The organism is Acinetobacter sp. GG2 (genome assembly GCF_000292385.1).
Lineage (GTDB): Bacteria > Pseudomonadota > Gammaproteobacteria > Pseudomonadales > Moraxellaceae > Acinetobacter > Acinetobacter seifertii.
In genome coordinates this window covers 29,522-49,123 of the sequence record NZ_ALOW01000029.1, presented here as the reverse complement: position 1 = coordinate 49,123, position 19,602 = coordinate 29,522, and the positions used below count along the sequence as shown (strand labels likewise).

Sequence of the window (19,602 nt, the reverse complement as noted above, 5' to 3'; positions counted from 1 at the left end):
AATATTAGGTATTCTTGAATTAACTTGGATGTCTATGATAAAGAATCAAATATTTGATCATTCACAATACGACCATTGTTTAAAGCAATAATACGGTCTACAGAAGAAATTGTTTCTGGGCGATGAGCGATAATAATTCGAGTAATATTTAATGACTTAATCATGCTATTAATTTCTTTCTCTTTAATAATATCTAGATGACTTGTTGCTTCATCTAAAAATAAAATTTTGGGTTTTCTATATAGTGCTCTTGCTAATAAGATTCTTTGTTTCTGTCCTCCTGACAGAATATTTCCCATATCTCCAACTAATGTTTGATAGCCCATTGGCATCGCTAGAATTTCATCATGTACTGATGCCATCTTTGAACATTGTTCTACCCAATCTTGTTGAGCACTATCATCAAAAAAACTAATATTTTCTAGAATGGAACCTGCGAATAAAACATCATCTTGGGCAACATAGGCAATAAAACTTCTAAGTTTATTAGGGCCCATATTCTTTATGCTTTGCCCACCAATTTTAATTTCACCATGCTCAGGAGATAAATTACCTAATAGAAGATTCATCAGCGTGGTTTTGCCACAACCTGTCGGACCAACAATCGCGACTGATTGTCCTTCTGGGATCTTAAGATCAACCCCGTGGATAATCCAAGTTTCATCTTCTGAATACCTGAATCTGATTGATTTAACTTCAATTTCAGTTTTTTGTTGTTCTGATGATTCGGGAGCAAATAAATCACTACCTGATTTTTCTTGATCTGTAAGAACGATGTCTGCTAGACGTTCGCCATGTAAACTGAGCATCTTTACTTCAATATATTTATCAATCAGAGAGCTGACTCGGCCACCGAACTGATTTTTATAAGCAATAAAAGCCATTAATATACCAACAGTAAATTTACCCTCAATGGCTAGAGTTGCACCCAACCATACGATAATAATATTCTGTAATCCAAACAATAATGTATTTACAAACCCAAACATGAGGCTAAGTTTTTGTGTAGTTAATCCTGCGTTAATTTGGTTTACAAATAAACTTAACCATGTAGCTTGACGATAGTCCTGCTTTTCAAATTGTTTGATGGTTTTTATGCCACGCATGGTTTCCATAAAATGGGTGTTTTGTTTTGCAGTGTGGACAATTTGATCTTCTGTTGCGCGTCTTAAGGGATAATACCAAATCCAACGAATAATCGCATATAACAACATAGTGAGCACAGCGATCCATGCTAATGTTGAACTATATATGAACATTAAAATTAATGTAAAAATCGTCATTAGGCCATCTAGAATGGCTGTAATAAATGATGTTGTTAATGTCCTTTGAATTGAATCAATAGAGCCAAATCTAGAAATAATATCGCCTAGATGACGTTTCTGAAAAAAATTAGTTGGTAAGTTAATGAGATGATGAAAAATGTTGGCTTTCCATTGAACATTCAATGTGGTTGCCATATGCATAACTACCCATGCTTGTAATAAACTGATTAAGCTACTCAATAGCATCAATAGACCGAATCCAACAGCTAATGTGGTGAGTAAGTTTAGATCAGCGGAAACAATCGCGTGGTCAATTACCCATTGCATGAAAAATGGGCTGATCAGTGAGAATACTTCTAATACTAAAGCAAGGATAATAATTTGCCCTAAAGATTTCCATAAACCACTAATTTCACCAAATAATTTAAAAATGCGAATACTTGTTTTATCTTTTTTTTCTTCAAAATTAGAATCAGGCCATAACTCTAAACCGATACCTGTAAAATGTGATGAAGCCTGATCATAGGTGAATACTTTTTCCCCAAAAGCTGGATTAACAATTGTTATTTTTGTTGCCGAAACATTCTTTAGAACCACAAAATGATTTAAATCCCAATGTAAAATACATGGTAGCCTTAATTGATTTAATTCATCTAGTTCAAGTTTTAAGGGACGGGTTGTAAGGTGCAACTTATTGGCAATCTTAACCAAAGTCGTAAGAGTTGCCCCTTTTTGAGATATAGGATACTTCTGCCTTAAGGTTAAAAGATCTGATTCATACCCATAATAGCCTGCAATCATAGCGAGACAGGCTAGTCCACATTCTGATGATTCTGTTTGTAATATTACAGGAACTTTTCGACCAATACCTAAAGATAAACCATCAAGATAACGCATGGACTATAGCTTTCCTGTAATACTAAATAATGGTTCTAGAACCCACTCATACAATTTACGTTTTTCATGCATGATATCGCCTTCAAGAGTCATTCCCACCTGTAAAGGCATATCCTGACCATAAGCTTTCACCATTTGCTTATCGAGTTTTGCTCGTACCAAATACACAGGTTCATTATTAAGCTGTTCTTGTGGTGAAATAATTCCGATAGTTTGTAAATCCTGGCTGGCTAATGCCGTTTTTGCTACAGATAAGACTTGTGCTTTTGCGTGACCAAATTTTTGATAAGGGTATGCTTGATAACGTAGTAAGACCAGATCACCCTCTTTGACAAATCCAATTGCTCTACTAGGTACATAAAGTTGTGCAATCAAGGGTATATTTTGGGGAAGAATAGTTAATAATGGCTTAGATAAGTCAGCAAACTGTCCAACTTCCGCATTTATTGTACCTATAACGCCAGATGAGTTTGCTTGTATGGCAATATGCTGCCTAGATTGCATTTCGATTAATTCTTGCGTATTACTCGATAACAAACGTTCTAGCTGCTCGATCTCATTATTTTGCCTATTTTCCAGTCCTGATAAGCTAATTTGCTGCTCTGTTAGCTGTTTTTCTAATGATACTTTTTCACGTTGTAATGATTCATATTGAGCCAACTGATCCAGATAGTCTATTTTTCTTGCTTCAAATTCTTCATGAGAAATTGCATTGTCATGAAGAATATTGCCATAACGTTGTTGATTTTTTTTTGCCAGATTGACTCGTTCCTGTTGATTGGCAATTAAATTTTTAATTTTAATCAAGGTTCCATTAAGCAAACTAATTTGATTGTTGATTGTTCGTTTTTCATCTTGATGAATGAAATGCATCCGAGTTATTTCGTTTCGTAAAGACTGTTCTTTTAATTGTGTTTGCTTTGCTAAAGCATCTGCGATGCTACCTTGTTCGCCATAACTCGCTGTTGAAATGATAAAAAGGATATCACCTTTTTGAACTGTTTGTCCTTCGTATACATTCTTCTTTAGAATTGTACCTGACTGTGTTGTATAAACCTGTATCAGCCCAGATTGAGGAATGAGTTGGCCTTGTACCGTACTACGTTTGGTATAGCTTCCCCATATTGCAAAAGCTATTATTACCAAAGCAATACATAAGGCACAGATTGTAAAAAAGGTGAAGCTAAATGGACGGGCTAGAATGATATTGCCTGTCCATGTAGTCTGTTTTGCATCAAGTGCTTCTTTACGAAATAAATTTGAACTCATTTATAGTTTTACATAACCAACTCAATAATATTTTCTATTGATAGTTGAAATAACAATTTATTTATTTTTTCTGATGGATATTCTTTAAACTGATCTAAAATATTTCTTACTCTTGAATAGGGGTGTTCAAATAAGTATTGAATTAAATTCAAACTAATCGGATCAATATTAATTTTATTGCCATTTATAATCACAAAACCTTCATTAAAGTAATACAGTAAGTTTGCATTCAAAAAAAGTTTTTGATTGCTATCCAATTGACTTACTTTTCCATTACCCAATACATCTAGTGATAACATAGACGGTATCGAATGTTCTGCCAGATGGTGCATCATAAAATTTTGATAACATCCTTTGTCTCTGATAATTTCAGCAACTTGATGACTAAGGCTATCTATCATCTCTGCATCATTTTCAAAATTAGTAAAGTTCTTACGGCTGTCTAGAATACTTGGTATGACATTCTGTAACCAGCGCATATACTCAAATCCTGTTGGTGCAAATGTTGCAACAGCTAAATGAAAAGTTTCTTCATCTAAAGGCAATGGATCGTGCCACCAGCCACGAGGAATATAAAGGATATCACCAGCCTCTAAGATCACATCCATATAAATTTCTTCAGGCTCTTTAATATCTGGAAAATTCTTTGTTTGTTGCATGTACAAAGGAAATTCAAAGTTAGGCTTTCTTAATATCCAGCGCTTTCGACCTAATAATTGCACTGCATATACATCACGTGTATCCCAATGGCTTTTATATGATGATTTTGAACTAAAAGCAGCATAACTACCTGCGAGTGTACGAGCTTCAGCGAAATTACCAATTTGCTTACTAATTTGATCAACAAATGGTTCATTTTTAATGCGATTGCGGACTAAGGTTGCACCATTTCTAAGATATTCATAGAGAACAGATGTAATACAGCGATATTCTGTTACTCCTAGGTTGTCATAAGTTTCTACATACTCATTTTTAGGAATTTCATAACCATTCATTAATTTAAAGTCACGATGTTCAATATTACCACGACTATAGAGTTCATTTACATTCTTCCATGATAATTGTATTGGATCTATGGAGTTTTTAAATAAATAGGGAGTTTTATAAAGAAAATTTTTTTTGAAATTTTCTTTAGTCATGTTGAAACTTATTATCATATTCTTTCAAGGTTAAAAAATTAAGTTTGTACTGGATTTGGTGTGGACAAGAATTAAGATTTATTTTTTATATTAAACCTTAAAAAGTGTAGGAAAACTCCTAAAGACATACATATAAATAAATTTAAAAAACTTTCCAATGTAAGTGTAATGTTGAAGTTTTTTAAAAAGTAGAAAATAATGGAAAATAAAAAGCTTATTATAAAAGACAATAATAAGCTTTTTACATATTTTTTATGAGTTGGATGTTTTGCAAAAGAATATCCAGAATATATTAATAATATATTAACAAAAACAATAGCAACAATTGTTGCTATATCATTGTTAACATTTAATAACCTTAAAAAAGATCCTAAAATTATGCCAAAAACAATACAGACAACAACTCTAGAAAGGCCATAACCAATATATTCTAATTTCATAAATATTAATTTCTAAAACTTAATGAGATAATGTCATTATCAATAATTGCCACCATCTGCGCAATAGTTATTGCCATCTTCTGGTTCATTTAGAGATGAAAGGAATGAGGTAGCAGATGTAATTACTTTCCCTGCTGGAGATGCTGCTGCAACACCAGATAATCCATTTTTTTCATATGCAGCAACATATGCATTCACTTGGTCCACCGCCATATTCATACCCTCAGAAACAGCCCATCCAATTAAAGCGGATCTAAAATCATTAGAAGGAACCGGTTTATTCGTATCACCAGCAGCTCCTGCTACTACGCTCATTTCTTCAAGTGTTAAAGTTCTCATAGATTATATTTATCCTAATGGTTTTTGCGTATTATACTTAATTTTATGAATTATTCTAGCAATTTGAGAAAAATATTTAATTTCAAAATTTCTTTTGAGTTGGTTATAAATTATTAATATTTATATTTTATAAGTCTTTGAATTTATTTGATATTTAATTTTTTTTATCATATTAAAAAGTCGCTTTTCTTATAAATTTATATTTAAAATCTAATGATCTTTATGCATAAAGTATTCCATTTAAACTAATTGAGAATGGTAGATTTGTCATAAAATTCTTATAAAGAAAAAGTTGTTTTTCCTAAAAATATTATTGGAAATGTAGTTTGGTTTCTTTAAATTTATTGTTATGGAGTTGTTTGATACTGAAAATATTTAACAAAGTTCATAAGATGTTGATATTGCTTTCGACTTGAGCTTTTTTAGATAGGATAATAATAAATAGAATTTTATAAAGTTATTGAGCACTTTATGGTGAATGGTTTGCCAATAATACGCAATAAGTCATATTTATAATTCGTAAATAAGAAGATAAAGAGGTATTACGCAAAAGATGTCTTTAGAATCATTAAAGAATTAATTAGCTATTCTTGGCAGTTCAGTATCTTTTATGAAAAAATACGTCTTGCATTAGTAGCTTTCCAGTTGTGGTTAGATATTCAAGAATATAGATTAACTAGGTCTGATGAAATAATATCATGGACTATTAACTTTTTATTGGATTTTGTTACAAAATGCTATTCGAATCAAATATATAAATCCTAATGTGGTAGTATAAATTGAGAAACAGCGTTATTACCGTATTGGCAAGTATTAAGCAAATTGAAATTGTAGAGCTCTTTCAAATAAAATCTTCCTTTACTTTAGACACTCTCCTTAAATTTCTAGTTTGAAAAAAGCTGCGAGGAAGCTGAAAAATACCTCTCTGAATACCATAGTCATGAATCTCCGTGAATAAATAGCCAAAAGAGCTCAGTTTTTTAATTGCAATACAAGATTATAGGCTATAGTTTTGGAAATTGACTCTGCTACAAAAACTCTTGTTGTGGTGTGAAGCCTAAACTCTGTTTACGATAACAAGTCTATTTTCTTGTCTGTTTGTCTTTAAAAATAAACTCATCATTTTCATTATAATATCCCTGTCCATACAGTGAATCACCGACACACTTTAACTGCGCACTAAATTATTCTTAAATTTTCTTAATAATTAGTTTGCTAGGCTAATCTAATGCAAAACAATAACAATCACTTTACAACTTAGTCGATAGATCATTGACACCTTAAATGTTGCACACTATCCTTTGCATGCTGGCCTACATTGCCAGTCTGCGAACCCCCTTCGTTCTGCCACCATAATTTTAATGTCGGCAGAACTCCCAGTAAAAAGGAGTTGGCTTTCCACATCCATTATTTGGCAGCCTTTGCCAAAAGCTATAACGACACGGCTTAAAAAAATTACAGCAGCTTGAACGCCGTAGGGTTTTCAGGCTTTAAGTCTTTTTTATTTAAAACTTAGCAACAACAAACTTGAGATGTGCCAAGCACCGTCTTACGGCTTTGCTGTGCCTTTTTTTCTCCCAGAAAGGGCACAGGCTTTTTTATCTCATTTAGAAACAACAAGAATTTTATAATGGTAAAACTATGCGAAATTTAGAAAGCTCTTCCAAAAAACTACATGTAGTTCAAACTGCCATACAACTCATTACGGCGCATGGGTTCCACAATACAGGCGTAGACCTGATTACTAAAGAAACCAAAATTGCCAAAGGCACGCTTTACAACTATTTCCACTCTAAAGAACACCTGATTGAAATGTGTATCGCCTTTCAAAAAAGCCTGCTCAGAGAAGAAGTGCTTTCTATTATTTACTCAAACCGTTACTACAGTTCAAAAGATAAACTTAAAGAAATTATTGTGTTACATACCAATTTAAACAGCCAGTACCATCTTTTAATCAAAGCTATTTTAGAAATAAAACTGCTTTATCCAAAGGCTTACCGCATGACAGTTGAATACCGAAAGTGGTTGCGCCATGAAATTTTTGACCTGATTTTTAGCGGCGAAATCCGCGAGCCAAAATTCAATGCCCACATGGTGGTAAATCTGATAGATGGTTTGCTGTTACAGGTTTTAAGCTTAAACAGTTTGAAAGAAAGGGATGAGGTGTTGGAGCAATTTTTTTAAGTTTAGTCTGGGGTATCTGATTGGTTCAGATATAGATTTTTTTGTGAAAAAATTGCAAGGAGTGTTCTAGATGCTCTCATATGCAGCTCTATGAATGGATGTACTCAGCCATTCAGAGTGCCTCAATCTATAGTGGTTTTGAATATAGTGGATCAATTTTAGGTGATGACTAAGTAAAGATTTCTCTAAAAGTTTTCTGGTCTTGGTCGTGATGTAACTTATTTTTCTTCAAAAAAATATATACTATGAGGGAGTATTAACAAAAGACCATAAATATGGAAATTAACAGCAATTTAGAACGTTACCATTCTCATCAGTTCGATGAAGGAAACCCGCTTGCTCAAAAGAAAATTTTGATCGCAACGATTTTAACTGCTGTGATGATGGTTTTTGAAATTGTGGGTGGATGGATCTTTAACTCCATGGCTCTTTTAGCTGATGGCTGGCACATGAGTTCACATATGGTTGCTCTAGGGTTGGCCTATGTCGCTTACAAAATGGCTCGCCGTTATGCTCATGACAAACGCTTTAGTTTCGGAACTTGGAAAATCGAAATTTTAGGTGGGTATAGCAGTGCAATCATATTAATGGTCGTTGCACTGTTAATGGGATTTCAATCTATTGAGCGATTACTCCATCCTGTTGATATTCATTATAATGAAGCGATTTCTATTGCTGTTGTGGGGTTGGCAGTCAATTTAATTTGTGCGTGGTTATTACATGATAATCATGAACATCACCACCACCATCACGACCATGAGCATAGTCACCACCATCATTATGATCACCATCACGATTTAAACCATAAAGCTGCGTTTCTACATGTGGTTGCCGATGCCGTAACGTCTGTATTAGCCATAGCCGCACTTATAGCGGGTAAATATTTTGGATGGAATTTTTTAGATGCTTTGCTGGGTATTGTAGGGGCGATACTTGTTGCACAGTGGTCATGGGGGCTTTTGCGTGACACAGGAAAAACGTTATTAGATGCTGAAATGTCACATCCAGTAGTCGCTGAAATCCAAGAAGTGATTGAGCAATTATCACAAGTGAAAATTACAGATTTACATGTATGGAAAGTCGGTAAAGGAAAATTTTCATGCATTTTGGCTTTAGAAACAGACCGAACAGATTTAACACCCGATTCAGTTAAAAAGGCTTTGTCTATTCATGAAGAAATTGTACATGCCAGTGTAGAAATACATTTTATTTAGTCGATAAAGAGAGCTTTAAAACCGACTGTGAATTTTTAAAGCTCTTGATCATTTTGTCAGACCATTTTTGTAGAGTTACTTTTCAATCACTGGTAAACTTCACCTATTGTCATTGGGGAGTAGCCATTCCTAGTACCCAACTAGGAAGACCACGTCAACAAACTTGAGATCAGTATCTCATGGCGTGTTCAGCCACTGTATACACAGTGTGAGCTAGGCGAGACCTTTGGCCGCAACGTACTTTGCTAGTCGGGCGAGGAGCGTTGTCGCGCCAATGGTTTCTTATTCGCCCGGCTGGACTATTCCTATGCTCCTCACGTTCATCTTATTCTTTGTGTCCGCCGCGGCAATTTACCTAGCCTGTGAATATTTCGTCAATGGAATTGAATGGTTTGGTAAGCGTCTTAATCTTGGTGCAACAGCAGTAGGCTCGGTACTCGCAGCTTTTGGTACAGCGTTACCTGAAAGTGCGGTGACCTTTATGGCCGTCGTATTTGGTGATACCCCAGAACAAAAAGACCTTGGTGTTGGTGCTGCAATGGGTGGCCCATTGGTTTTAGCGACCTTGGGTTACGCCGTAGTCGGTCTGGTATTGATGCTTCATCGCAAAAAATTAGCTCGAACTTCGCATAAAGTTCAAGTTGATTATGCCCGTTTAAGCCGAGATCAAGTCTCTTTCCTTGCTATCTTTGTTTTAAAAGTAGCGCTTGGTTTAGTCGCATTTGCCATCAAACCTTGGTTAGGCATTCTATTTTTAGCGGCTTATGCAGCTTATGTTTGGCGTGAGATTAAGGAAGCTGATACATCTTCCGATGAAGAAGACCTTGAACCGCTCAAGTTCCGTCCTAATACAGCCGAACCGTCACTAGGGTGGGCTGGTCTACAGGTATTGGTCGCTTTAGTTGTAATTAGTGTTGCTTCGCATACTTTTGTTGCTCAACTTGAAGCGATTGGTACAGCGCTAAGCTGGCCGCCACATTTGGTTGCTTTATTACTGAGTCCAGTTGCTACCGAATTACCTGAGATTATGAATGCACTGATATGGGTACGCCAAGGTAAAGAGCGTTTGGCTTTAGCGAATATTTCTGGTGCGATGATGATTCAGGCCACCATACCAAGTGCATTAGGTATTTTCTTTACGCCGTGGCGCTTTGATACCTTGTTGTTAGCCTCTGGCATTATTACTGCATTAGCGATTGTGTTTCTGTGGAATTTATTCCGCCGTGGCACAGTCGATGACCGATCATTGGTTGCAGTAAGTGCGCTGTATGGTGTTTTCGCAATTTTAGTTGTGATTTATCTCTGATAAACATTAACGCGCTGGACATGTGCCAGCGCGTTTCAGTCGTCGTATTTGCTATTGATTAGATAATCTTAAAAAACGATGAGCTAATAACCTTGTAAAATCGGTAAATAATTAACCAATTGTCCTATTTTTCATAACTTATGCCCTGTACCTTAGTAGCAGAGGCTTGTACCCTGAGTGAATCATAATTTAAACTTATGGGGTCTTTGAAAAGTCCTCTTTTTTGACTAAATTTATTAAACAAATGAACTTTATTTTGTGTAATAAAATACTTTCTAAACGCATAAAAGATAAATAAAAACTTTATAGAAATTAAGTTTGATTGTTAAATTCTGAAATAGAGCATGAAGGGCAATATTGGTGCTTTTGTTATATTTATGGTTGATTTACCTATGATAGCTTCGTCTTACTTAAAAAAATGTAAAAATAATTACCACAACATAAAAGACCAGCAGCTTACCATCGCAGCTAAAGCAAATATCTTTATTTGTATTATTTTTTGCCTGTTCTGGACCATATATTTCGCATTTTCAAAAATGTGGATCATTGTTTATATGGATATCGTTTTTACACTGCTTTCCATTTTTAGTTTTTTTCTCATTTATATAAATCGAATTTCAGCGGGTATTCTTTTATCTCAAGCTGTTCTACTTGTTTTTCCAGTCGTTTTTTGCGTATTTTTTGATATAGCGACTACTCATCATCCTCAAGTTGCTCATTTGTTTTTGCCTGCCGGGGCAATATTAGGATACTTAAACTACCGCAGAAATCCGAGTTTCTTACAACTCGTTTTAATTTTACTGTCAATCGCGTGCTTTATATTTTTTAGTGGCAGCTCTTTTACTTTAGATCATGCTATACCGCTATCGGAACATACTCGGAGTCATGGTCGATGGATCGCAATTTGCGTCGCCACGCTCATGATTTGTATATCCATCTATACCATGCAATTAGAAATACAAATAGAAGATTCCATGGCGAAAGACTTACGTTTAGCACTCGGCAAAGAGCAATTTGAATTGTTTTATCAACCTCAAGTCAATGCTTCTGAAAAGTTAATTGGTGCCGAGGCTTTACTCAGATGGCATCATCCTGTTTTGGGTTCTGTACCCACACAAGATTTTATTCCTGCGGCACAAACTTTAGGACTAATGCCTGAAATAGGTACATGGGTTTTAGCGCAAGCCTGCAAAGTTTTACAAGATTGGAGTAAACAAGAACAGACTAAAGATTTGACACTTTCAATCAATATTAGTGCTGATCATTTCATGCAAGCTAACTTTGAGGAAACCGTAATTTGCATGATTCATAGATATGACATAAATCCATCTCGGCTTATCTTGGAAATTACTGAAAATATTGCTTTGAACAATTGTGTGAGCATGATTGAAAAAATGAATTACTTATCGGAAAGAGGAGTTCAGCTTTCTCTTGATGACTTCGGAACAGGTTATTCATCTTTAAGTTATTTGCAAAAAATGCAAATTAGACAAATCAAAATTGATCGTAGCTTTGTACAGGCAGCGTTGGATGATAAACGCAGTTATAAATTAGTCTCGGGTATTGTTAAAATTGGTCTAGATTTAAACCTTCGAGTGTTAGTAGAGGGAATAGAAACGGCCGAACAATTTTATGCTTTTAAAAATAATGGTTGTATCGAGTTTCAAGGTTATTTATGGGGCGTTCCAATGCCGTTAAATGACTTTATTAAACAGTTGCCAACTTTTAATAAATAAGTAAAACAGATCTAAATTTTGTTCTATAGTGGTGACATCTCATAAAATAATAGAACATTGTTATGCCAAGAGAATATAAATATTACCAAGTAGGTTCAACACATTATAATCTTGAACAAGTTGTTAAATTTACAACCAGTTCTGATTTAAGTTCTGTTCTTGTTCGATTCGCAGATGGCTCAGACGTAGAGTTTACTTTTGAAAATGAAGATGAATATTCAGAATTTCTGCAAGTCATACGAGGTGTGGATTTCTAATTTTTATCTATGATTTATAAACTAATTTAGCTAACTAAAACCATATAAGTAATTGTTAAATATTATATAATTTTTAAATAAAATATGGTGGGTCGTCATTACGCGATATAAACTTTTCTAATAAATTAATCTACATATTAAGACACACTTTGCAAACGGATGTAGATTCGGGCTGTGTTAGGATGAAGACCTATACCTCTAGATATTTACAGTATGACGAAATCTGAACCGCAGTATCAATCTGGGCAGTTTCAATTTTCCTTTCTATCATTAAAATATTGGGGTATCTGGTTCACAGCTTTTATTCTCATGTTTCTTGCCTACTTGCCTTGGGCAATCCAGTGGCGTTTAGCAAAGGTTTTCTCAAAAATTGCTTGGATACTATTAGCTTCGAGACGGAAAACAACATTAAGAAACTTACAAGCTTGTTTCCCTGAAAAAACACCTGAGCAAATTGAAGCCAAAGCAAAGCTAGTCTTTAAAGACACCATGATAGGGATATTTGAAGCCTTAAACGCTTGGTATTGTCCTGAATGGTTTAAAAAAAGAGTTCGTATAGAAGGCTTGGAACATCTGGAACAGAATCGGGATAAGGGTATCTTGTTGTTAGGCACACATAGTACTTTACTAGATGCTGGTGGCGCTGCGTGTACCTTATTTTTTGATATGGATGTGGTGTATAGACCGCAAAATAATCCTTTTATGGATTTTCTCATTCATCGTAGTCGCGCTCGAGTTTATAAAAACCAAATTGCGAAAGACAACATGCGTAGCTTAATTTCGAAACTAAAAAATGGTCATGCAATCTGGTATAGCCCTGATCAGGACTTTGGTTTGAAGCAAGGTGTGATGGCATCGTTTTTTGGAATACAGGCGGCAACAGTAACAGCTCACCGTAGACTCATGGATATTTCAAATGCTGTTGCAATACCTCTATATTTTTATAGAAGTGGGGATATTCGAAACCCTCAATACAATGTGCTCGTCGAACCTAAACTTGAAAACTTTCCAAGTGAATGCGAAGTAAATGATGCTGAACGCGTCAATAAAATTATTGAGAACCAAATTCGAATCGCCCCAACACAATACATGTGGTTTCATAGACGGTTTAAAACTCGTCCGATTGGTGAAGCAAAATTTTACTGATAGATTTTGCTTTCATTATTTAAGATTGAGTTGCTTCTTATCTTTGCTTAGTAGCTTACACACTAGTACAGATCATCACTTGTAACTAGCTACCGACTTATGTCTTACTTTAAATTCCAGTACTACAATAAAAAGGAATTTTGTATGAAGTACATTAAGTATATTTTCGCTGCATTGGTCATTGCGCTTTCAGCTCCGACCTTTGCACAAGACCATGGTTATCGTGAATCACATCATGGTTATGGTCATGCTTATCACGGTATGCATCATGGTAAGGCTTATGCCTATCACGGCAATCATCATGGTAAAGGGTACTATCATAATAAAGCACATCGTGAACGTGGTTTTGAACGACATCATGACAGACGCGGTCATTGGTAATTCAATGAACTACAAAAAATCCCGCAATATTTTGCGGGTTTTTTATGGTTCAATCTGAACAAGTTATAACATCTAATTTAATTATTTTTAAATTTTCACTTGAGCTATCTGTCTATGTCCAATGCTTCACCTCGACAACTTAAAAATAACTGATTTTGATGCCAAGCCAACTGTCCTGAAACAATAGTTGTATCAACTTCATAGCGAAAGCTTTTGTTTTGAAATGGCGTCCAGTTACATCGCATATAGTTTTTTTGATTTTTAACAGTAATGGCTTCTTTATTTTCTTTAAGCAGAACCAAATCTGCCCAGTAGCCTTCGCGTATATACCCTCGATCTTTGAGTTTAAATAAATCAGCGACTTGGTGAGATGTTTTCTTAACCATTGTTTCTATATTTATTTTTTTATCTGCTACAAGTTCCATGAGTGCAGGAATAGCATGTTGAACTAAAGGAAGGCCAGATGGTGCTTTTAAATAGGATTGTTGTTTTTCATCCCATGTATGCGGTGCGTGATCTGTACCAATAATATCTAAGCGATTGGTTTGAGCGATGGCAGTGATAAGTGCATCTTTGTCTTGTTGGGTTTTAATGGCTGGATTACATTTAATTAAATGGCTAAGCGCAGCATAGTCTGATTCATCAAAACTAAGGTGATGAATGCATACTTCCGCAGAAATATGCTTTAAATTTAAGGGCAAATCTTTAAACAAACATAATTCTTTGGCTGTACTAATATGTAAAACATGCAGTTGAGTTCCATATTTTTCTGCTAAAGAGACAGCTAAACGTGAACTCTCAAAACAGGCTTGTTTATCCCGAATTTTAGGGTGCATATGTGCTGGAATGTTTGCACCATATTTCTCAAAATATAATTTTTCTCTTTCTTTAATGCGCGGTGTATATTCGCAGTGCGTTAAAAGAATGGTCGGGACATTGGCAAATAAACGTTCAAGCACTTGTGGGTCATCTACCAACATATTGCCAGTAGAGGCGCCCATAAAAACTTTTACGCCGCTAATAAGTTTGGGATTAAGCTGTTCAACAATATCTAAATTTGCAGAACTTACTCCAAAATGGAAGGCATAATTTGCCATGCTATATTGGGCGGCTATTTGCTTTTTTTGTATTAAAGCATCTAAAGATAGGGTTGGTGGATTTGTGTTGGGCATATCCATATAACTGGTAATTCCACCAATGACTGCTGCCATAGATTCCGAAGCAATACTGCCTTTATGGGTTGAGCCTGGATCTCTAAAATGGACTTGATCATCGATCATTCCGGGAATTAGCCAGTTTCCATTAGCATGAATTGTTTTAGCGTTAACAACATGAGGAATGCTTGGTGCAATTTTTTTGATTCGTCCATCTTGAATAAGTACATCTACAAATTGCTGTTTTCCCTCATTCACTACATTGGCATCTCGAATAATAATTTTAGAATAGGGTTTAAAACTCATTGTGTAATGCCTTATAGCCTTTGACCAACTCAATGTTTGTTGAGACAACACTCTCTGAAAATTCACTGATAGAGATATCAACCGGAGGGTACTGTGCTAAGTCAGTTTTAGGGTTGATGTAGCTCATTGCAGGAACATAAAAATGGTTCGGTAAATCACGTCCGTCGACGACTGCGTTATGGCGAATAGCGCTGTAATTACCGACCTTGCAGTTAAATATGACGCTGTTGAAACCCACGAAAACATGATGACCAATTTCACAAGGCCCATGAATAATTGAACGATGAGCAATTGATGTACTTTCACCAATCACTACTGATGCACCAGCTTTGGAGTGAATCACAACACCATCTTGGATATTGGAATTTGCGCCAATGATAACAGGTTGCATTTCTCCATTTTCGTCGGTTTCATCTGCACGAATTACGGCATAAGGGCCAATAAATACATTGGCATGAACAATGACCTTGCCACAAATAATAGCGGTTTGATCGACATAAGCTGATTGATCAATAACAGGGAGATGGCCAGATGGATTTTTACGTAGCATGGAATTACCGTTGATATCAGTTTATTTAAGTTGAGATGACGAGAGGCGTAAGCTGAAATTATTTAATTCATGAGAAACACAGGTTTTTTCAACCCAATAACGCATAGTGTCGGTTGCTTATAGAATGTCCTACCACTGCCAAGACCCCTGCGCCACAGCATCATGGGCATGCAGGCTTTCTGCATGAGTCACTTTAAATTTGAAACCATGAATATATTTGTGATGTATAAATGAGCCATAAAGTCGTCTTAATGCATCTTCGCAAAACATTAAATTTTGGCCGTTGGCAACAGCAAATGCTTGTTCGTCAACCCGTTTTACAGCAGTTTGTACGGGTGTCATTAAGGCTAGTTCAGCTTGATTTATAAACGCGATGAGTGGAATGTCGTGAAAGTCTTGGTTTAATTTAAACTGAAGGAGGGCAAAGCTTCTTTGGCTATGTGGCGTTGCTGCAATTGCATCGGTGGTATTTAACCAGCTCATAATGTCTTGTAGATCAAGCCGAATTTCTTGGTTTTGTAAGGCTGACTCAAACCGTTGTTGAATAATATTTCTTGAAAGTGCAGCAGAACATGGACAGGTTGAAGAATAGGGAATCTCGACTTTTAATTCTGCCTCGAATTGATCATTAAAGAGTTGGCATGACAAAACAAAAGGATAACTTTTCCACCCTGAAAGCTTGCTGACTAATGCTGGTCGTTCGATATAAAGGCTACTGTGAATTTCAATTTTTGCATGCTGCGATAAATTTTGATGGCTGTCTAAAAAGTCTTCTAAGACTAATTTTAGATCGAGCATATTAATATTTTCGAGGGATGTTAACTCTAAAAGACGTGTATATAGACGTGACATGTGGATGCCCTTTGCTAAGGGATCATCTAAACTGACATAAGCATTGACGTGACTTGAGCATAAAGTATTTTCAATACGGACTGGCAAGGCGATGTTTTCCATACCGACCCAATCAAGGCGGTAACTATAAGCATTTGGTAAAGTTGGCTCGGCAGAGATATCTGGGAGAACAAGATTCATTTATTAAGAACTTAAATTATGAAATTAATGTTATGTTATAACATAACATTAATAGCTGGCAAGTTTGCTAGATGGCTTAAGTACCTTGATAAATTTTAATTAAGTAAAAAATAAAGTAGAAAAGACCATGCTTGTGCATGGTCTTTTCTTGTTAAGTCAGATTTTTCAAAACAAATTCGGGTGATTTAATAAATAGCCGAATAAGTGCTTGAGACGGTTTAGAAGGGTGCCTAATTCCTCTTTCCCAACTTTCTAAAGTGCGTATTGATATTCCTAGCTTACTTGCAAGTTGAGCTTGTGAAATTTTCATTTGGCGCCGTGCTCTGATAATTTCATAGCCAAACTCTTGCTCGTCCATTTGCATGATGGAGGGCATATCCACTGTGTGATCCTCCTTTAATAAGCAAGCTGCAAAAGTAATCTAAAGAACATTGCAATAGTGAGTAGACTTAAGAAACCAGCAACCCAGAGTAAAATAAACCATTGGAATTTAGATAATTTCATGTCATTTACTCTTAGTGGTAACCTTCATCACCTACACGTACTTTATCCCTAAACACCCAATAAGCCATAATGGTATAAATGATGATAATAGGGATAAGTATGAGCGCGCCTATAAGCGCAAACAATTGACTATTGGCAGGCGCTGCGGCTTCCCAAATCGTAATTGATGGCGGAATAACGTATGGAAAAATGCTAATCAGAAAACCTGTATAGGCCAAAAATACTAAAGCCAAGGTATATAAGAAGGGCATAGATTCTTGCTGTTTTTGACAGGCTTTAATGGTGAGATAAGTAAAGACTACGACCAGAATAGGTACCGGACTAAAGTAAAGAAGCTGATGCGCATTGAACCAACGTGCTGCAATAGCCGGATGAGCTAATGGGGTATAAACACTCACAGCAATAAAAACTAAGAATAGCGTCATAATTAGTTTTGGCATTAAGCGATACATACTCTTTTGTAATTGCATTTCAGTTTTCATGATGAGCCAACCGCAACCAAGTGCTGCATATACAATGATTACGCCGAACCCTGTAAAAACTGAAAAAGGCGTTAACCAATCTAATCCACCGCCTGCATAGCGACCGTCAATAACATGGATACCTTGAATATACGCACCAAGAATGACACCTTGTAAGAAACTTGATAAAACAGAACCTCCAATAAAAGCAGCATCCCATAAGTATTTGGTTCGATTCGCCTTAAATCTAAACTCAAAAGCGACACCGCGAAAAATTAGAGCGATCACCATGAGAATAATAGGTAAATATAAAGCAGATAAAACTGCTGAATAAACCATCGGGAATGCAGCAAACAAACCAGCACCGCCAAGTACCATCCATGTTTCATTACCGTCCCAGACAGGTGCAACGGTATTCATCATTACATCGCGTTCCTGCTGGTCTTTGATAAAAGGAAACAAGATTCCAATGCCTAGATCAAAACCATCAAGTACGACATATATAAATACGCCAATTGCAATAATGACAATCCAGATCAAAGATAAATCAATCATGAAGATGCTCCTTGTCCTTGATCGTCAATATGTTCATCAGTTGCACTTAGCGGGCGCATTGGTGTTTTAAAGTGTCCAACACCGCCAACTTCATTAACTTGGCTATAAATGAACTCAGGCCCTTTATTGATCAATTTCAGCATGTAATAAATGCCGATTCCAAATACGATGCAATAAACCAAAACAAAAATAATGAGCGTGAGTCCGACTTGTTCGGCAGATACGGGAGATAATGCATCTTTAGTTCGCATGACCCCATAAACAACCCAAGGTTGACGTCCAACTTCTGTAGTAAACCAACCTGCAAGTAAAGCAATAAAACCTGACGGGCCCATAACTAAAGCGAAGCGATGAAACCATTTACTCTCATAAAGCTTGCCAGTTTTTCTTAGCCATAATCCTGTAAGTGCCAAAAGCAGCATAAGCATGCCAAGCCCGACCATAATTCGGAAACTCCAAAATACTACAGTCGAATTCGGACGATCTTCTGGTGCAAAATCTTTCAAACCTTTTACGCTACCATCTTTGGAGTGAGTAAGAATTAAGCTTCCAAGATTTGGAATTGAAATCGCATACTTAGTGCGTTCTTCTTGCATATCTGGAATACCAAATAAGTACAGTGGCATTCCCTCGTTATGATTGGTTTCCCAATGACCTTCCATTGCTGCAAGTTTTGCTGGTTGATGTTCTGAGGTATTTAAACCGTGTGCATCACCGACAAAGATTTGTAATGGCGCTAAAATTAAAATCAGCCAAAGAGCCATAGAAAACGACTTTTTTACTAACTCGTCACGGCGACCTTTAATTAAATGCCAAGCTGCGGTACCTGCTACAAGTAAAGCTGCAACCATAAAAGCTGCGATTGCCATATGCGCAAGTCGATAAGGGAAGGAAGGGTTAAATACAATTGCAAACCAGTCTTGAGGAACTATTATGCCATTCTCAATTGAGAACCCTTGAGGGGTTTGCATCCAGCTATTTGAAGATAAAATCCAGAACATTGAAATACAGGTACCTATCGCAACCATAAGCGTTGCGAAGAAGTGAGCTTTTTTACCCACACGCCCCCAGCCAAACAGCATAATTCCTAAGAAACCAGCTTCCAAGAAAAAAGCACTAAGAACTTCATAGGTGAGTAAAGGGCCTGTAACTCCACCTGCAAATCTTGAAAATTCGCTCCAGTTGGTTCCAAATTGATAGCTCATGACCACACCAGAGACAACGCCCATTCCAAATGCAACCGCGAAGATTTTGACCCAATACTTAAAGAGATCTTTATAGATAGCGTCATTAGTACGCAGCCAACGCCATTCTAAAACAGCAAGGAAGCTTGCAAGACCAATCGAGATTGCAGGGAAAATAATATGAAATGAAACAGTAAATGCGAATTGGATTCGAGCCAATTCAAGTGCTGTTAAACCTAGAGTCATAGGAGCACCTCAAATTTTATTTGATTTGCTAAAACGA

The 19,602-nt window shown here is 36.1% G+C and carries 18 protein-coding genes and 1 riboswitch; of the genes, 7 read left to right on the top strand and 11 right to left on the bottom strand.

Annotation, left to right across the window (positions count from 1 at the left end):
- Positions 1-32 precede the first annotated feature (32 nt).
- From B554_RS0106290 to B554_RS0106275, 5 genes are read right to left on the bottom strand one after another with little or no spacing between them, the layout of a single operon-like run.
- Positions 33-2,162 carry a peptidase domain-containing ABC transporter gene (locus B554_RS0106290; RefSeq protein ID WP_019457385.1) on the bottom strand — a complete coding sequence of 710 codons (2,130 nt, stop codon included), beginning with the start codon at positions 2,160-2,162 and terminating at the stop codon, positions 33-35.
- A 3-nt stretch (positions 2,163-2,165) separates the two neighbouring features.
- Positions 2,166-3,431, bottom strand: a complete 1,266-nt coding sequence (locus B554_RS0106285; protein WP_019457384.1) for an HlyD family secretion protein — start codon at positions 3,429-3,431, stop codon at positions 2,166-2,168.
- A gap of 8 nt (positions 3,432-3,439) precedes the next feature.
- The gene (locus tag B554_RS0106280) at positions 3,440-4,588 is read right to left on the bottom strand and encodes a JmjC domain-containing protein (protein WP_025465121.1); all 1,149 of its coding nucleotides are present in this window, start codon (positions 4,586-4,588) and stop codon (positions 3,440-3,442) included.
- A 53-nt stretch (positions 4,589-4,641) separates the two neighbouring features.
- On the bottom strand, positions 4,642-5,010 hold the full coding sequence (locus B554_RS18880; protein ID WP_155757398.1) for a hypothetical protein: 369 nt from the start codon (positions 5,008-5,010) through the stop codon (positions 4,642-4,644).
- Positions 5,011-5,049: 39 nt separating this feature from the next.
- Entirely contained in the window at positions 5,050-5,349 is a 300-nt protein-coding gene (locus tag B554_RS0106275) for a hypothetical protein (RefSeq protein WP_019457382.1), read from the bottom strand.
- A 1,641-nt stretch (positions 5,350-6,990) separates the two neighbouring features.
- Between B554_RS0106275 and B554_RS0106265 the strand changes: the two genes are divergently transcribed.
- The 7 genes from B554_RS0106265 (at position 6,991) to B554_RS0106230 (ending at position 13,573) form a co-directional block, all read left to right on the top strand.
- Positions 6,991-7,533 (top strand): TetR/AcrR family transcriptional regulator, encoded by a 543-nt coding sequence (locus B554_RS0106265; RefSeq protein ID WP_019457380.1) that lies wholly within the window; start codon positions 6,991-6,993, stop codon positions 7,531-7,533.
- 275 nt (positions 7,534-7,808) lie between these two features.
- On the top strand, positions 7,809-8,747 hold the full coding sequence (dmeF, locus tag B554_RS0106255; RefSeq protein WP_019457378.1) for a CDF family Co(II)/Ni(II) efflux transporter DmeF: 939 nt from the start codon (positions 7,809-7,811) through the stop codon (positions 8,745-8,747).
- A 102-nt stretch (positions 8,748-8,849) separates the two neighbouring features.
- Positions 8,850-8,962, top strand: a riboswitch (yybP-ykoY riboswitch).
- An 11-nt stretch (positions 8,963-8,973) separates the two neighbouring features.
- Entirely contained in the window at positions 8,974-10,053 is a 1,080-nt protein-coding gene (locus tag B554_RS0106250; protein WP_223851871.1) for a sodium:calcium antiporter, read from the top strand.
- Between the two features lie 344 nt (positions 10,054-10,397).
- Positions 10,398-11,789: a putative bifunctional diguanylate cyclase/phosphodiesterase gene (locus tag B554_RS0106245; protein ID WP_031944930.1), complete on the top strand. Its 1,392-nt coding sequence runs from the start codon at positions 10,398-10,400 to the stop codon at positions 11,787-11,789.
- A gap of 62 nt (positions 11,790-11,851) precedes the next feature.
- Complete coding sequence (locus tag B554_RS0106240; protein ID WP_004702621.1) at positions 11,852-12,046, top strand: hypothetical protein; 195 nt, start codon at positions 11,852-11,854, stop codon at positions 12,044-12,046.
- Positions 12,047-12,259: 213 nt separating this feature from the next.
- On the top strand, positions 12,260-13,192 hold the full coding sequence (locus tag B554_RS0106235; RefSeq protein ID WP_019457375.1) for a lauroyl acyltransferase: 933 nt from the start codon (positions 12,260-12,262) through the stop codon (positions 13,190-13,192).
- 144 nt (positions 13,193-13,336) lie between these two features.
- Positions 13,337-13,573 (top strand): hypothetical protein, encoded by a 237-nt coding sequence (locus B554_RS0106230; RefSeq protein WP_004702617.1) that lies wholly within the window; start codon positions 13,337-13,339, stop codon positions 13,571-13,573.
- 104 nt (positions 13,574-13,677) lie between these two features.
- Here B554_RS0106230 and B554_RS0106225 read toward each other — a convergent pair whose 3' ends face one another.
- The 6 genes from B554_RS0106225 to B554_RS0106195 form a co-directional block, all read right to left on the bottom strand.
- Positions 13,678-15,033: a dihydroorotase gene (locus tag B554_RS0106225; protein ID WP_019457374.1), complete on the bottom strand. Its 1,356-nt coding sequence runs from the start codon at positions 15,031-15,033 to the stop codon at positions 13,678-13,680.
- Entirely contained in the window at positions 15,023-15,583 is a 561-nt protein-coding gene (locus tag B554_RS0106220; RefSeq protein WP_019457373.1) for a carbonate dehydratase, read from the bottom strand. Before B554_RS0106220 ends, B554_RS0106225 begins: the two co-directional genes overlap by 11 nt.
- 129 nt (positions 15,584-15,712) lie before the next feature.
- Positions 15,713-16,615 carry a GTP cyclohydrolase FolE2 gene (gene folE2, locus B554_RS0106215; protein ID WP_019457372.1) on the bottom strand — a complete coding sequence of 301 codons (903 nt, stop codon included), beginning with the start codon at positions 16,613-16,615 and terminating at the stop codon, positions 15,713-15,715.
- Positions 16,616-16,766: 151 nt separating this feature from the next.
- Positions 16,767-16,991 carry a helix-turn-helix domain-containing protein gene (locus B554_RS0106210; RefSeq protein ID WP_049065792.1) on the bottom strand — a complete coding sequence of 75 codons (225 nt, stop codon included), beginning with the start codon at positions 16,989-16,991 and terminating at the stop codon, positions 16,767-16,769.
- 139 nt (positions 16,992-17,130) lie between these two features.
- Complete coding sequence (cydB, locus tag B554_RS0106200) at positions 17,131-18,135, bottom strand: cytochrome d ubiquinol oxidase subunit II (RefSeq protein ID WP_019457370.1); 1,005 nt, start codon at positions 18,133-18,135, stop codon at positions 17,131-17,133.
- Positions 18,132-19,565, bottom strand: a complete 1,434-nt coding sequence (locus B554_RS0106195; protein WP_019457369.1) for a cytochrome ubiquinol oxidase subunit I — start codon at positions 19,563-19,565, stop codon at positions 18,132-18,134. Before B554_RS0106195 ends, cydB begins: the two co-directional genes overlap by 4 nt.
- Positions 19,566-19,602: the final 37 nt, after the last annotated feature.